This is a genomic window from Kitasatospora sp. NPDC091207, assembly GCF_044768625.1.
Taxonomy (GTDB): Bacteria; Actinomycetota; Actinomycetes; order Streptomycetales; family Streptomycetaceae; genus Kitasatospora.
In genome coordinates this window covers 109628-125278 of sequence record NZ_JBIVVS010000014.1, presented here as the reverse complement: position 1 = coordinate 125278, position 15651 = coordinate 109628, and the positions used below count along the sequence as shown (strand labels likewise).

The following is a 15651-nucleotide window of genomic DNA, read 5'->3' as shown; positions in this document are numbered from 1 at the left end:
TGTCGGTGCCAGGTCCGGCTCATGAACCGGAGGGACCGGTCCAGCCGGCCGGCACGTGGCCGATCCGCACGCGCTGCGGGTGGTCGCCGACCGGGACGGAGACCGTCCGCAGGCCGGTCGCGAAATCGATCGCGGTGACCTGGTCGGCGCCGCTCTCGGAGATCACGCAGGACGTGCCGTCGCCGCTCACGGTGGCCCAGTAGGGCTTCGAGGCGGGCACCAGCGGCCCTTCCCGGAGCGTGGCCCGGTCCACCACCGTCGCGTAGTCGTCCATGGTGCCCGCGACGCACAGCTTGTCACCGGCCGGGCTCATCGACAGGCCGTGGTGGCGCGAGTCGTTGACCCAGGTGGTGCGGTCCTCACTGGTCGCGGGGTTCTTCGGCAGGGTCGTGACCCGGGTGATCCGGTCGGCGGCGACGTCGTACTCGACCAGCCCGTTGAAGAAGGAGACCTGGAAGTAGAGCGTCGACTCGTCGGGGGTGAAGGCGGCCGGCCGGATCGCGTCGGAGAGGTCCGGGCGACCGGCGGCGTCCAGCCGCTCCCGCATGTCGATGACCTTGACCGGCGCGAAGGTGTCGGCGTCGACCACGGTGATCCGGCGGTCGCCCTTCGTCCAGTCCAGCCACGGCGCGTCGAGGGCGGTGTTCACCTCGCCGATCGACATGTTCCAGATCCGCCGGCCGCCGTCGGTGAACAGGTTCTCGTGGGGCTTGTCGCCGGTCGGGAAGGAGCCGAGCTGCGCGCCGGTGCGGACGTCGAGCACGTGCACCGTGTCGGAGGTGGAGGCGGAGACCGCCACCCGGGTGCCGTCCGGGGAGAGCGCCATGTGGTCGGAGCGGTAACCCGACACGGGGAAGCGCCAGTTGATCCGCCCGGTGGCCAGGTCGATGGAGACGACGTCGGCGAAGCTCGGCCGGGAGACCACCACGGCCGAGCCGTCCGGGGTGGTGTACATGTCGTCGACGAACTGGTCGTGGCCCTCCCCCGGGCCGAGCCGGATCCCCAGGAAGTAGGCGAGTGCGACGGGGTCGAGGGCGATCTCGGTCAGCCGCCGGTCCTTGTCGGGGATCACGTTGACGCGGCCGATCCGGGCGAAGTCGCCGGAGGAACGGATGACGTCGGCGGTGCCGTCCCAGTTGTTGCCCACGAACATCACCTCGCGCAGGCCCGGCGCGGCGCCCGGCGGCGGCGCCGCCGCGGCCGCCGGGGCGACGGCCGCGAGGGGCAGAAGCACGGCGGCGGCGAGGGCGCCGAGGGACCTGGCCGGCCGGGAACGGCGGGCGGGACGGGAACGGGGCCTGGGCTCGCGGAGAGACATCGCCGCTCCTTCGCGCGTTCGCGCAGAGTCGGGACAGGGCGTCGGCCGGATGGCGTTACTCGACGGTAAGTACTGGGCCCACGCCCTGCCAAGGCATCGGACGGCACCAATTGCCTTGGCCGGCCCAGCCGGTACGGCGCCTCCCCCGCGCGAGCGAGCGGGACCGTTCCCCGGGGCCGGCGAGCGTGGCCCCGTGGCGGCTGTGCACGGGGGGCGCGCCTCGACCCGGCCGGCCCGCGTCCCGCGGGGGCGCCGCCGGCCTCTGACAGTCCCTCAGCATGCTAGCGCCGCCGGCCGCACGGCCATATGGGGGTTCGTGGCTCGAAAGATACGCGCGGATCACCCATGAACCGCAGGTCCGGCGGCGCCAGGATCAGCGGTGCGGTCGGGCTCCGGCCCACTCCGGCAGTCTCCACGGAACGAAGGACGGACGATGGCAGACGGGTACACGGCGGGTCAGGACTCGGCAGATCCGTACGCCACGTTCTACCCCGACCTGATCGAGGCGGTGCTGCGCGGACAGGACGCGCAGGGCTGGTCCGTCAGCCCGCAGGACTTCTGGTGCCACGTCCGCCCGGGTGACGCCGGCGCCGGCCGCAGGCAGGGCTGGAAGCTGCACGTGTCGGCCACCCCGCTCTCCGCGCCGATGGTGCTGACCCGGGCCGCCGAGGTGCTCGTCGCCGCCCGGGCCCCGTTCAAGTGCGCCGGCACCCCCGGACACCTGACGGAACTCGTCTCCGCCCGCTACGACCGGGGCGGCGGCGGGAAGTTCATCACCGTCTACCCGAACGACGACGACCACTTCCGGCAGCTGGCCGAGGAGTTGCACCGGGCCACCGCGCAGCTGCCGGGGCCGGGCATCCTCTCCGACCGCCAGTACCGGCCGGGCAGCCTGGTGTACTACCGCTACGGCGCCTTCCGGGGCTTCCCCCGGCTCACCAACGACGGCTCGCCCGAGCCGATGCTGCAGGCACCCGACGGGAGCTTCGTCCGGGACCGGCGGCCGGCCGGATTCAGCCCGCCCGCCTGGGCCGTCTCCCCGCTGCCGCCGCCCGAGGAGCCGCCGGCCGCCCCCGGGACGAGCGTGCTGCTGGACGACCGCTACGTCGTGCGCAAGGCCGTCCGGCACGCCTACCGGGGCGGGGTGTTCCTCGGCAGCGACCGGCGGACCGGACAGGAGGTCGTCATCAAGGAGGCCCGCCGGCACGTCGGGGCCACCCTCACGGGCACCGACGCGGGCGAGCGGCTCGGCCACGAGGCCGAGATGCACGCGCTGCTCGCTCCGACCGGCCTCTGTCCGAAGGTGCTGGGCGTCTTCCACCAGGGCGGCAACCGGTACCTCGCGCAGGAACGCATCGCCGGACAGACCCTGCGCTCCTGGGTGACGGAGCGGCTGCGCCCCGACCGGGCGTCGGTGCTGGAGCTGGCCGCGCAGCTGGTGACCGTCGTCGAGGCCGTCCACGAACTCGGCCTGGTCCTGCGGGACCTCAGCCCCAACAACCTGATGGTCACACCGGACGGCGAGCTCCGCCTGATCGACCTGGAGGCGCTCGCCCGCCCCGGAGAACCCGTCCTGGGCATCCGCACCCCGGGCTTCTGCGCCCCCGAGGTGGCCGACGGCACCCCGAGCGGGCTGGCCCCCGCCCCGGAGTCCGACCTCTACAGCCTCGGCGCCGTACTGTTCCACCTGCTCACCGGTACCGAACCCGAACTGGCCCCCGACCTCGGGGCGGTCCGCACCCGGCACGAACGCCTCGCCGGCCTGCTGGCCGCCGCCCTCGCCGACCGCCCCGAACTCACCGCCTTCCAGCCGCTGGTGCTGGGGCTCATGGCACTGAACGGGAGCGACCGGTGGAGTCTGGACACCGTCCGCGAGTCCCTCGCCGGGCTGCTCGCCGCCCCGGTGGACGCGCCACCCGTGGACGCGACCCCCGCCGCCGGGGCGCTCCCGGCCACCGGGGCCGTCCTGGACCGCGGGACCGCGGAGCGGCTGCTCTCCGACGGGCTGACCCACCTGATGGACACCATGACCCCGCGCGACCCCGTCCGGCTCTGGCCCGCCGACCCCGCCGCCGAACGGACCGATCCGCTCAACGTGCAACACGGCGCGGCCGGCGTCCTGTCCGTCCTCACCGCGGCTGCCGCGCACCGCACGGACCCCCGGCTGCGGACCGCGGTCGCCGAGGCCGCCCGGTGGATCGCCGCCCGGGCCGATGTCGGCGGGCAGCAGCTGCCCGGGCTGCACTTCGGACGCTCCGGCACCGCCTGGGCCCTGCTGGACGCCGCCCGGCTGCTCGACGACGACGGCCTCGCCGCGCACGCGGCCCGGCTGGCCCGCGGGGTGCCGCTGCGCTGGCCCAACCCCGACGTGTGCCACGGTGTGGCCGGCGCCGGTCTCACCCAGCTCCACTTCTGGCGGGCCACCGGCGACGAGGAGTTCCGGGAGCGCGCGGTGACCGCCGCCGAACACCTGCTGACCACCGCCGCGAAGGGCCGGTCCGGCGTGGTGTGGCCCGTCCCGGCCGACTTCGACTCCGAGCTCGCCGGCATCACCCATCTCGGCTTCGCGCACGGCGTCGCCGGCGTCGGCACCTTCCTGCTGCTCGCCGGGCTCGCCACGGAGCGGGAGGACTTCGTCCACGCCGCCCGGGCGGCCGCCGAGACCCTGCTCGCCACCGCGCGGGTCCGGGACGGCGGCGTGGGCTGGCCCGTCGAGGACCGCACCGCCGACGCCCCCGTCCACGCGCCCCACTGGTGCAGCGGCGCCTCCGGCATCGGCACCTTCCTGATCCGCCTCTGGCAGGCCACCGGGGATCCGCGCTACCGCGAGACCGCCGAACAGGCCGCGACCGAGGTGCACCGCTGGCGGTGGGTGGGTTCCGCCGCCGCCTGCCACGGCCTGGCCGGCAACGCCGAGTACCTGCTCGACCTCGCCGAGGCCCTCGACGACCCCCACTACCGGCGCCGCGCCGAGGAACTCCTCGCCTGCGCCCACGCGCGGCACGTCCTCCACGACGGGCTGCTCCTGATCCCCGACGACACCCTGACCAGGGTCGGCGTCGGTTACCACACCGGACTCGGCGGGCCGCTCGGCCTGCTGGTACGGCTCCACCACGGCGGGCCGCGCCTGTGGCTGCCCGCCCCCGATCCGGCCGGAAGGAGGTGACCACCATGACCAACGACGTCAACGCCCTGCAGCTGCTGGACAGCGAGGAGCAGACCACCACGGACTACGTCTGTTTCCCGTTCTCCATCTTCACCTGCGGCAACTGGAGCTACGGCGACATCTGACGGGTCCCCGAACCGGCCGACCCGGCCGGAAGGAGGTGACCACCATGACCGAAGACGTCAACGCCCTACAGCTGCTGGACAGCGAGGAGCAGACCACGACCGACTACGTCTGCTACCCGTTCTCCGTCCTGACCTGCGGCAACTGGAGCTACATCAACGTCTAGCAGTCCCCCCCACCCCAGGAAAGCGAGTGAGTGCCATGACCAACGACGTCAACGCCCTGCAGCTGCTGGACAGCGAGGAGCAGACCACCACGGACTACGTCTGTTTCCCGTTCTCCATCTTCACCTGCGGTAACTGGAGCATCGACGACATGTGAGTCCGACCGGAGAGGTCGTGGAGACGCCTTCCGAGGTGACCGCGTAGTACCCCCACCCCGGCGCGGGTGACCGAGACGCCTCGGCCACCCGCGCCGGTCGTGTGCCGGCCGCCGGCCGGTCCCCCGGCGGGGCCGAGGCCCGGCGGTCACCCGGAGCGCCGATCCCCGCCACCCGGGCAGGTGCCCTCCGGCGGGACTAGCATCGGTCGTATGGCAGAGCGAGAATTCGCGCTCACCGCGCCCCAGCTCGTCCTCGAGACCGACAACGACTCGAAGGTGATCAGCCCGGGCCACAGCTACGCCGTCGGCCGTGACCCCACGAGCGACGTGGTGCTCAGCGACCCGAGGGTCTCCTGGCACCACGCCGTCCTGCACGTCGGGGACGGCCACTGGATGCTCGACGACACCGGCTCCACCAACGGCACCTTCTGCAAGGGCCACCGGGTCGAGCACCTGGACGTCGGCCCCGGGTACACGGTCCGGTTCGGCAGCGCCTCCGACGGGCCCCGGTGCACCCTGAGCGCCGTGGCCGGGCCGACCGCGGTGAGCGACCGGCCGCCGTCCGCGCTGACCTCCATCACCGGCTCGCACCGGCCGCCGACCAGCGTCCGGCCGCTGCCCACCAAGGTGATCCGGATCGGCCGGGCGCCCGACAACGACCTGGTCACCGGTGACCTGTCGGTCTCCCGGCACCACGCCGAGCTGCGGGCCCACGCCGACGGCTGGTACGAGATCGTCGACCTGGAGAGCCACAACGGCACCTACCTCAACGGCCGGCCCGTCCGGCAGGCGCTGGTCGGTTCCGGGGACCTGATCGGCATCGGCCACTCGGAGTTCTGCCTGGTCGGCGACCAGTTGCAGGAGTTCGTCGACACCGGCGACATCGATCTCGACGTCGAAGGCCTCAGCGTCGAGGTCGCCGGCGGCCGCGTCCTGCTCGACGACGTCACCTTCCCGGTCGGCCAGCACTGCCTGCTCGCCGTCGCGGGCCCGAGCGGCGCCGGCAAGTCCACCCTGCTCAACGCCCTCACCGGACTGCGTCCCGCCGATCGCGGCACCGTCCGCTACGACGGCCGCGACCTCTACCGCGAGTACGCCGAGCTGCGCCAGCGCATCGGCCTCGTCCCGCAGGACGACATCCTGCACACCCAGCTGACCGTCCGCCGAGCCCTCGGCTACGCCGCCGAACTGCGCTTCCCCGACGACACCGCCCCCGCCGAACGGGCCGCCCGGGTCGAGGAGGTGATCGCCGAACTCGGCCTGACCGAACGCGCCGACCAGGTGATCTCCAGCCTCTCCGGCGGCCAGCGCAAACGCGTCAGCGTCGCCCTCGAACTCCTCACCAAGCCCTCCCTGCTCTTCCTCGACGAGCCCACCAGCGGCCTCGACCCGGGCATGGACCGCTCCGTGATGCAGATGCTCCGCGACCTCGCCGACGACGGGCACACCGTCATCGTGGTCACCCACAGCGTGCTGAGCCTCGACCTGTGCGACCGCCTGCTGCTGCTCGTCTCCGGCGGGCGGCTCGCCTGGTACGGGCCGCCCGGGGAGACGCTCGACTACTTCGGGTTCGGCCGCTGGTCCGAGGCGTTCGACGCGTTCGAGAACCAGACCGACCGGGACTGGGTCGGCCAGTACCGCGCCTCCCCGCCGTACCGCCGCTACATCGCCGGCGCGATCCCGGGGCCCGTCCCGCCCGGCCCCCCGGCCCCGGCGGCCGCCGCTCCACCGGCCGCGCCCAAGCCCAAGCCGCGCCGCTGGAGCAAGCAGGTCTCCACCCTGGTCCGGCGCTACGCCACCGCGCTGTCCGCCGACCGCACCTTCCTCGCCGTGATGATCGCCCTGCCGTTCATCATGGGCGCCCTGGCCCGGGCCCTGGCCGGCAGCCGGCTCGACAACTCCACCGCCCTCAACACGCTGCTCATCCTCTGCGTCAGCGGCGTGCTGATCGGCGCCGCCAACTCGGTGCGCGAGCTGGTCAAGGAGCGCAGCATCTACCAACGCGAGAGAGCCGTCGGCCTGTCCAGATCCGCGTACCTCTGCTCGAAGGTCGTGGTGCTCGGCACCATCACGGTCGTCCAGTCGGTGGTCCTCACCATGGTCGCCCTGGTCGGCGTGCAACTCGGACCCCCGGGCACCAAGGGCATCTTCATGCCACCGCTGTTCGAGATCACCCTCGCCGTCGCCATGCTCTCGGTGACCGCGATGATGTTCGGCCTGGTGATCTCCGCGCTGGTGAAGAAGGAGGAGGTGACCATGCCGCTGCTGGTCCTGGTCGCCATCATCCAGGTGGTGTTCTGCGGCGCGCTGCTGCAGCTGAACCACGCCCTGGTGCTCAACCAGCTCTCCTGGCTGGTCCCCGCCCGCTGGGCCTTCGGCGCGATGGTCGCCACCATGGACCTCGCCCGGGTCTTCCCCGACACCTTCAGCAATGACCCGATCTTCACCCACCAGCCCTCCACCTGGCTGCTCGACATGGGCATGCTGGTCACGCTCTCGGTCCTCTGCGGGGTCCTGGTCAGCCGGCTGCTCCGCCGCCACGAACCCGCCGTCATGCGCAGGTGACGGACGACCGCATCCGCGTCCACGTGCGGTCCGGCCCGCCCGGCCGCCGGCGGACGCTCACCCCCGCCCGGTGGCCGGGCCGCCGCCGTCACGGGCCCGCCCGCCGGGGAAGATCCGACCGAGGTGGTAGCGCAGGACCTCGACCGCGTCCTCCGCCGTCCGCTGGCCGAGCAGGACGCTCAGGCCGAGGCCGGCCGAGACGGACAGCAGGACGACGGCCTCCCGGCGGGGGTCCAGGTGCGGGTCGGCGTCCCCGGCCTGCTGGGCGGCGGCCAGCCGGTCGACCAGGAAGGCCTCCATCTCGTCGGGCGCCGCGAGGAACGGCTGGCCGGCGAGCGCCGGGTCGGTGACGGAGAGCACCGCGTACTCGGTGTAGACGAGATGGAAGGTCCGGCTCTCCCGGTCGGTCGGCACCGCTTCGAGCAGCACGGCCTCGACGACGTCGCGCGGATCCGTCGACGAGCCGGCCGCCCGCACCCGGTCGCGGACCCGCTCGCCCATCCGCACGGCGAGGTGGGTGAGCGCGGCGAGCAGCAGTTGCTCCTTGGTGTCGAAGTAGTACTGCACGAGCCGCACCGAGACACCCGCGCCGGTCGCGACGGACCGCATGGTGACGGCGTGCAGTCCGCCGTCCGCCGCCACGCGGAGCAGCGCGTCGATGATGTGGGCCCGCCGCTCCTCGTGATCCACCAGCTTCGGCATCGGGCTCCCTTCGAACGTTTTTATGGTACAACCATACCATCAAGCGTTGCCGTTTCGTGGACCGGGAGGGGTCATGACCAGGACGAGCGTCGGACGTTTCACCAGCGAGGAAGCCCGGACGAAGTTCCTTGAGGCGTACGACCGGGCCATGGACCTGTGGCCGGGCCCGCGCCGGGAGCTGGATGTCGAGACCGGCTACGGCACCGTCCACGTCCACCACTACGGAGCCCTGACCGGCGAGCCGGTCGTGCTCCTGCACGGCCACGCCGGACACCCCTCGAACTGGTACCCGCAGGTCACCGCCCTGGGTGAGCACCACCCGGTGTACGCGATCGCCACGCTGGACGACCCCGGCCGCAGTGTGCAGCGTGCCGTCGCGGCCGGCCCCGCGGAGAACGCGGCCTGGCTCGGCGAGGTGATCGCCGCGCTCGGACCGGAGCCGGTCCACCTGGTCGGCGCCTCCTACGGCGGATGGCTCGCCCTCAACCAGGCCGTTCACGCGCCCGAGGGCCTCGCGTCGATCACCGCACTGGATCCGGGCGGAATCGACAAGGTCCCCGCGCGCTTCTACGCCCACCTGGTCGGCGGCCTGTTCGGGATGCTCGCCCCCCGGCGGCTGCGCCCCGCCCTGGGCCGGCTGCTCGCCAACCCCGCCCTCGGCTCGCCGCCCGAGATGCTCGCCCCCCTGATGCTGGGCATGCGGACGTACCGGCCCAACACCCGCCCCCCGGTCCCGCCGTTCACCGACCGGGAGCTGAGTTCCATCCGGCTGCCCACGCTCGTCCTGCTGGGTCGCCGCAGCGCCCTGGTCCGACCGAACCACGCGCGGGAGAGGGTCGCCGGACTGATCCCGGGGGTCCGGGCCGAGATCGTGCCGCAGGCGGGCCACGGCCTCAACCTGGAGCGCCCCGACGTGGTCAACGAGCACCTGCTGCGGTTCATCGCCTCCTGCGGCTGACGACCGTGATCGGTGCCCGGGAGGCCCGGGCACCGATCACCGATCACCGGCCCACCGATCACCGGCCCACCGGCTGTGGCTCCGGCCCGGCCCCCGACTCGGAGCGGAGCGCTGCCGCGCCGCCGGGCAGCAGCAGCGGGGTCGCCAGCAGGAGCACCCCGGCCAGGCCGATGGCCGTACGAGGGCCGAGCAGGGCGCCCAGCACACCCCAGAGGGCCACCAGGAGCGCGGTCGCGGCCTTGGTGGTCACCGCCCAGGCGGACAACGTGCGGGCGACCCGGTCGGTGGCGGTGCGCTGGAGGCGGTAGGTGGCGGACACCGGATTGAAGACCGCGCAGCAGAGGATGAGGCCGAACTCCACGCCCATCACCAGGAGCAGCCCTCCGGTGCCCGTCCCCGGGAAGGCCAGGCCGACGGGCCAGAGCGCGCGCAGCGCCCCGGACGCGACCAGCACCCGGCGCTGCCCGAAGCGGGTGACGAGCGGCCGGGCCAGCCGTGCGCCGAGCAGGCCGCCGACCGAGGGCACCGCGAAGGCGAGGCCGTACTGCCAGGGCGCGAAACCGAGCCGGTCGAGCAGCAGGACGGCCAGCAGCGGCTCGGCGGCCATCACCAGGCCGTTGAACAAGGCGGTGTTGAGGAGCAGCGGACGCAACGTCCCGTCGGCGAGGATGAACCGCCACCCGTCGAGCAGGTCCCCGGCCCGCGGGCGCGCGGCCGGCCGGGGCACGGGCGGCGGCTCGTCCCCGCCGGTCGCGCGGATGCCCAGGGCCGAGAGCAGGTAGCTGAGCGCGTCGGCCGCCACCGTCGCCACCGGACCGAGGAGCCCGATGAGCGCTCCGCCCAGCGGCGGTCCGACGATCGTGGTCGTCCAGGCCGTGGATTCGAAGCGGGCGCCGGCGACGAGCAGGTCCTCGGCCGGGAGCAGCGTCTTCAGGTAGGCGCCGGAGGCGGCCCGGAAGGTGATGTCGGCCGCCGCGACCACGACCGAGACCAGGAGGAGCTGGAGGAAGGTGAGCGCGCCGAGCGCGAACGCGGCGGGGATCGTCAGCAGCGCCGCGCACCGCACCAGGTCCGTCGCGATCAGCACGGGCCGTTTGCGGCGGTACTCCACCCACGGGCCGAGCGGCACCGCCGCGGCCGCGCCCACGGCGGCCCCGACGCCGGCGAGCGCGGCGACCTCGGCCGGTCCGGCGTGCAGCACCCGGATGGCGATCAGCGGGAGGGCGCCGAAGGCGAGCCAGGTGCCGAGCGCGCTCGTCCCGTACGCCCCCCAGAGCCACCCGAACCGCCACCCCAGGCGATGCCCGAGCAGTTCTCCCAGCCGGTGCCCGCTCCCCATGTCCGCCGCCCCTCACCCTTCGCCCGTACAACCGATCAGCGATCGGAATCATCAAAGCGATCCCCGTACCTGGGGATCAAACAACCGCTGGCCGCCCAGCCACAACCAATCGTTGTTGCCTTAGGGTGTCGGCATGGATCTCGACACCGTCCGAACCTTCGTCGCCGCCGCCGAGGCGGGGCAGTTCCAGGAGGCCGCCGCCGAGCTGGCGGTCACCCAGCAGGCCGTCTCCAAGCGCATCGCCGCGCTGGAGCGCGGCCTCGGCGTGCGGCTGTTCACCCGCACCCCGCGCGGCGCCGCGCTCACCATCGACGGGCAGGCGTTCCTGCCCCACGCGCGCGAGCTGCTGCGGGTCGCCGAACGCGCGGTGGCGTCCGTGCGGACCGGCCGCCGCCCGTTGCGCGTCGACGTGCTCACCTCGCGCAGCGCGCAGTCGGGCCTGATGCGCGGCTTCCACCGGGTGCACCCCGACGTCGAGCTCGATGTGGTGACCCTGTTCGACATCGACGCGGCCGTCGCCGCCATCCGGTCCGGCGCGATCGACGCCTCGTTCCGCGCCGTCGCCGCGCCCGGCCGGCCCCTGCCCGAGGACATCGAGTCCGTCCGGGTGCTCGACGAGCCGCTCGACCTCCTCACCGGCCCCGGCCACGTGCTGGCGGGCGCCCGGTCGGTGACCCTCGCCGAGCTCGCCGGGCACCGGATCTGGATGCCCGGCGTCGTCCCCGGCACCGAGTGGACGGCCTACTACGACGACCTCGTCGCCGAGTTCGGCCTCGGCATCGAGGCGACCGGCCCCAACTTCGGCTCCGACGCCCTTCTCGACACCATCGCCGACACCCCGGCGCTGGCCACCTTCATGGGCGGGCGGACCCGCCTCATCTGGCCCGCCGACCACGGTCTGCGCCGCATCCCGGTCACCGACCCGACACCGGTCTACCCCCACTCGCTCCTCTGGCACCGCGACAACCCCCACCCGGCGCTGACCACCCTGCGCGCCCACCTGGCCGCCGCGACGACCGGCCACGACGCCGTCGGGACCTGGCGGCCGGGCTGGGTGCTTCCGCGCTGACCACCGCCGCGCCCGCGGTCGGCGCGCCCCCTTCCCGTACGGCCATTGGTGTACGAAGTTGGCCGAGATCGCACTCCTCGTCTATTTGTCATGTACGCAATGATCGAAGGAATCGCAACGCCTCGGATCCCACGGCGGAACGGGATCGGATCCCGACTGGAAAGGGAGCACCCATGCCTCTGCCCGTACGACGTCTCCTCCGTGCCGCCGCGGCGGCGGCGGGCGCGGCGGCGCTGCTCGTCACGGCCGCGCCCGCCATCGCCGCCCCCACCGCACCCGGTGGCGCCCCGGCGGCGGCGGCCGACCAGCGTCAGCCGGTCTACGCCATCGCGCACCGGGTGGACACCCTGGACGGCGTGGACGCCGCGCTCGACCACGGCGCCAACGCCGTCGAGATCGATGTCTGCGCCTGGTGGAACCCGAACGAATGGCGGGCCTGGCACGACTGTTCCTCGGCCGGTGACAACCGGCTGGGCCCCAGCTTCGACAGCATGCTCGACCGCATCCTCGCCCACGCGAACGCGGGGCGGCGGCTGAGCCTGGTCTGGCTGGACATCAAGGACCCGAACTACTGCGGGGAGGAGCCGAACCGCGGCTGCAGCGTCGCCGGACTGCGCGACAGGGCGCAGCGGCTGACGGCCGCCGGGATCCAGGTGCTCTACGGCTTCTTCGAGTACCACGGCGGCGACACGCCGGACGTCGGCGGCAGGGGCTGGAAGAGTCTGGAGGGCCGGCTCGGCAGCCTGGAGGGCATCACGTCGACGGGGACCCGCGACCAGGTCCAGGGCGCCTTCAACCGGTCCGGCTCCGGGTTCCCGGCCGGCCACCGGGCGATGGACTACGGCGACTCCGACATCACCAAGGGGTTCGGCAACTGCACCGAAGCCACCTACAACACCTGCGCGGAGCTCAAGAAGGGCGCCGGGGACCGCGCCGCCGGGCGGCTCGCGGCCACGCTGTCCTGGACGACCACCTACAACGATCCGTGGTACGTCGACAAGCTCCTGGGCGATGCCCGGGTGGACGGCATCATCGCGGGCTACGGCAGCTTCACCGGGGTGCGCGAGTACGACAACAGCTGGCAGTGCGCCAACGCCGTCAACCTCGTCCGTGACTGGGTGAACCGCCACGGCTCCACCCATCGCATGGCCACCAGCGGGGACCGCCTGTTCCGGTAGACGAGCACCCCCGCTCCCCGCGCGCCGTCGGCCCGATCCCCGGCCGACGGCGCGCGGACGTCCCGGTCCGCGCGGGCGGGGACCGGGCCGGTCCGGCCGGCGGACGGCCGAGCCGATAGGGTCGCGGCCTCGGCCATACTTCCGCCGGGTCGGGTCGGGGCGGCGGTCACACCTCCGGTGGGCCGGGCCGGGACCGGGCTGATCGGGGGGTGTCCAGTTGGAGAACGACGCATCGGGCCGAGGCGAGTTCGGGCAGCTGCTGTACCGGCTGCGCGGCGACGCCGAGCTCAGCCAGGAGCAGCTGGCGCACGCCGCGGGGGTGAGCGTCCGGGCGTTGGCGGACCTGGAGCGCGGGCGGGCCCGGGGAGCGCGGCGCCGGACGGTGCGGGCGCTCGCCGAGGCACTGGGGCTGGACGAGGCCGGCGAGCGGGCCCTGGAGCGGGCCGCCGCCGCGGGCAGGCCCCGCCCGCAGGCGGGCGGCACGGCGGTGGTCCGCGGTGCGCTGGCACTGCCGCGCGACATCGCGGACTTCACCGCCCGCGGCCCCGCGCTGGACCGGCTGCGTGCGGCGGTGCGGCAGGCCGACGGCGAGCACGCGCCGGTCGCCGTGGTCTCCGGGGAGCCGGGACTGGGGAAGACCTCGTTCGCCGTGCACGCCGCGCACCGGTTGGCGGAGCACTTCCCGGACGGACGGTTCGCGGTCGACCTGCACGGGATGGGACACGAACCGACCGAGCCGCGGGACGCGCTGGCCGCGCTGCTGCGCGCGGTGGGGGTACCGGAGAGCGGGGTGCCCGCCGGCACCGGGGATCGCGCGGGGCTGTGGCGCTCCGTCGTGCGCGACCGGCGGCTGCTGGTGCTGCTGGACGACGCGGCCGGCGAGGAGCAGGTCCGTCCGCTGCTTCCCGGCGGCGGGCGTTCCCTCACGATCGTCACCAGCCGGCAGGCCCTGGCCGGGCTCGAAGCGGTGCACCGCTGCGACCTGGGGGTGCTGCGGCGGGAGGAGGCGGTCGAACTGATGACGAGAATCGTCGGCCCGGAGCGGGTCGGGCGTGAGGCGCAGGCCGCCCGCGACATCGTGGACCTGTGCGGGCTCCTGCCGCTGGCGGTGCGGATCGCCGGCCAGCGGCTGGCGGCCAGGCCCGACGAGCGCCTCGGCAAACTGGCCGCCCGGCTCGCCGACGAGGGGCGGCGCCTGGACACGCTCCAGGCCGGCAGTCTGCGGGTACGGGCGGTCTTCGCGCTCTCCTACCGACAGCTGGGGCCGGCCGCACGACGCGTGTTCCGGCGGGCCGCCCTGGCGGCCGGCCCCGACTTCGGCCCCGAGATCGCCGCCCTGCTGGCCGACCTGCCGATCGCGCAGGCCGCCCGCCACGCGGAGGAGCTCACCGACGCCGGGCTCCTGCAGCCCCACCCCACGGCCGAGCGCTATCGGTTCCACGACCTCCTCAAGGTGTTCGCCGGTGAGCAGGTGGCCGCCGAGGACGGACCGGAGGGCATCCGGGCGGCACTGGAGCGGACCGACCGGTGGATCCTGAGCCGGGCGGGCGCCGCCGCGCTCCGCTTCGACGCCGACCACCACCAGGACTCGCCGCACGCGGATCCCGACCCCGAGTCCCTCCCGGCCGGCCAGGAGGGGGCACGTGCCTGGCTGGAGGCCGAGTGCGCGAACTGGCTCGCCGCCCTGCGCCGCGCCGCGCGCGCGGGGCACCACCGGCAGGTGGTCGACGTGGCCGAGGCGATGCACTGGTTCTCCGACCTCAACCAGCACTGGGAGCTGTGGGTGGAGGTCTTCCGGTCCTCCTCCGACGCCGCCCGCGCCCTCGGCAGCCGCCAGGAGGAGGCGGTCCACCTCAACTACCTGGCGTGGGCGTACAACATCTGTGTCCACGACCACCAGGCCGCGCTGGCCGCGGCCGAGGCCGCACTGACCGCGGCCCGCGAGGTCGGTGACCGGCTCCAGGTCGGTTGGGCCCTGGGCTACGGCGCGGGAGCGCTGAGCCGCACCGGGCGGGTGACCGAGTCGATCGCCTGGCTGCGGGACTCGGCGGCCTGTCTCGGCGCGCTCGGCTCCGTCCAGGCCCACCTCGGTGAACTCACCGTCCTCAACACGCTGGGCAACACCCTGCGCCAGCAGGGCCGGGCGGGCGAGGCCCTGGAGGTCCACCGGCGCGCGGAGCTGATCTGCCGCGCCGGCGCTCCCGGTCGGTCACCCGACCTCGCCGAGCTGTACGGCGCCATCATCCGGCAGAACATCGGCAACGACCTCGCCGCCCTGGGGCGCTGGAGCGAGGCCGAACCCGAGTTGTCCAGCGCCCTGGCCCGCTTCGAGGCGCGCGACGTGAAGCCGTGGAGCGCACCGGCGCGGCTGGACCTCGGCCGCGTCCTTGCCCGGTTGGGCCGCCGCCGGGAGGCCTTCGAGGCACTGACCGCCGCCCATGAGGCCCTCGGCGCGCTCAACAGCCCTCGCCGGCAGGAGGCCGCCGCGGAACTCGACGCGCTCGGGGCGGTCCGCTGACGTCGGCGCCCGCGGGCTCCCCGGCCCCGGCCCGCCCCCGGTGGGGTACCGGAAGTTGACCGCCGGACGGTAGTTCTGCCGGTCCAACCGCCTGGCTGCCGCTCGGACCGCCGTGGTCCACTGCAGGTGCTCGGAGACCTCGGCCGACCGGGCCTCGGGCACTCCTGGTCCGGCACACCCTGCTGGTCACCGGCCTGCCCGTCGAAGACATGTGAAGCGGATGAGACTCCCGTTCCCCTCGCGCAGACGGTGCCGACCGTGACGTCCTGCCTTTCCCGGTGCACACGCCGCACCGCATCGCCGGCCGCCGACCACTCCCCCGGGTCGGCGACCCGGCAGTCCGGCCGTCCGGCCCCCGCCCGGACGCCTCGCCGGACCGGGCACCGCCCAGGAG

At 74.0% G+C, this 15651-nt stretch carries 12 protein-coding genes; 9 read left to right on the top strand and 3 right to left on the bottom strand.

All coding sequences use genetic code 11. From position 1 onward, the window contains the following. Positions 1–19: 19 nt before the first annotated feature. Positions 20–1318 (bottom strand): YncE family protein, encoded by a 1299-nt coding sequence (locus ACIQTO_RS23085; protein ID WP_402391043.1) that lies wholly within the window; start codon positions 1316–1318, stop codon positions 20–22. A gap of 433 nt (positions 1319–1751) precedes the next feature. Here ACIQTO_RS23085 and lanL point away from each other — a divergent pair, with 433 nt between their 5' ends. From lanL to ACIQTO_RS23060, 5 genes are all read left to right on the top strand, one after another. Continuing rightward, positions 1752–4484, top strand: a complete 2733-nt coding sequence (lanL, locus tag ACIQTO_RS23080) for a class IV lanthionine synthetase LanL (protein ID WP_402391041.1) — start codon at positions 1752–1754, stop codon at positions 4482–4484. A gap of 5 nt (positions 4485–4489) precedes the next feature. Next, complete coding sequence (locus tag ACIQTO_RS23075; protein WP_360642026.1) at positions 4490–4609, top strand: ALQxL family class IV lanthipeptide; 120 nt, start codon at positions 4490–4492, stop codon at positions 4607–4609. Positions 4610–4653: 44 nt separating this feature from the next. Beyond that, entirely contained in the window at positions 4654–4773 is a 120-nt protein-coding gene (locus ACIQTO_RS23070; RefSeq protein WP_402391039.1) for an ALQxL family class IV lanthipeptide, read from the top strand. A 35-nt stretch (positions 4774–4808) separates the two neighbouring features. Further along, positions 4809–4928, top strand: a complete 120-nt coding sequence (locus ACIQTO_RS23065) for an ALQxL family class IV lanthipeptide (protein ID WP_360642024.1) — start codon at positions 4809–4811, stop codon at positions 4926–4928. Positions 4929–5138: 210 nt separating this feature from the next. After that, a complete protein-coding gene (locus ACIQTO_RS23060) occupies positions 5139–7493 on the top strand; it encodes an FHA domain-containing protein (RefSeq protein ID WP_402391036.1) in 2355 nt (784 codons plus the stop codon). 57 nt (positions 7494–7550) lie between these two features. Here the strand turns inward: ACIQTO_RS23060 and ACIQTO_RS23055 are convergent, their stop codons facing one another. After that, a complete protein-coding gene (locus tag ACIQTO_RS23055; RefSeq protein WP_402391034.1) occupies positions 7551–8195 on the bottom strand; it encodes a TetR/AcrR family transcriptional regulator in 645 nt (214 codons plus the stop codon). 73 nt (positions 8196–8268) lie between these two features. Here ACIQTO_RS23055 and ACIQTO_RS23050 point away from each other — a divergent pair, with 73 nt between their 5' ends. After that, the gene (locus tag ACIQTO_RS23050; RefSeq protein ID WP_402391031.1) at positions 8269–9153 is read left to right on the top strand and encodes an alpha/beta fold hydrolase; all 885 of its coding nucleotides are present in this window, start codon (positions 8269–8271) and stop codon (positions 9151–9153) included. A 58-nt stretch (positions 9154–9211) separates the two neighbouring features. Here the strand turns inward: ACIQTO_RS23050 and ACIQTO_RS23045 are convergent, their stop codons facing one another. Further along, positions 9212–10492: an MFS transporter gene (locus ACIQTO_RS23045; protein WP_402391028.1), complete on the bottom strand. Its 1281-nt coding sequence runs from the start codon at positions 10490–10492 to the stop codon at positions 9212–9214. Between the two features lie 133 nt (positions 10493–10625). Between ACIQTO_RS23045 and ACIQTO_RS23040 the strand changes: the two genes are divergently transcribed. The 3 genes from ACIQTO_RS23040 to ACIQTO_RS23030 all read left to right on the top strand — a co-directional run bounded on the left by ACIQTO_RS23040 (position 10626) and on the right by ACIQTO_RS23030 (position 15257). Beyond that, complete coding sequence (locus ACIQTO_RS23040) at positions 10626–11561, top strand: LysR family transcriptional regulator (protein ID WP_402391026.1); 936 nt, start codon at positions 10626–10628, stop codon at positions 11559–11561. 173 nt (positions 11562–11734) lie between these two features. Continuing rightward, positions 11735–12739: a phospholipase gene (locus tag ACIQTO_RS23035; protein WP_402391024.1), complete on the top strand. Its 1005-nt coding sequence runs from the start codon at positions 11735–11737 to the stop codon at positions 12737–12739. A 217-nt stretch (positions 12740–12956) separates the two neighbouring features. Continuing rightward, positions 12957–15257: a tetratricopeptide repeat protein gene (locus ACIQTO_RS23030; protein ID WP_402391021.1), complete on the top strand. Its 2301-nt coding sequence runs from the start codon at positions 12957–12959 to the stop codon at positions 15255–15257. Positions 15258–15651 lie beyond the last annotated feature (394 nt).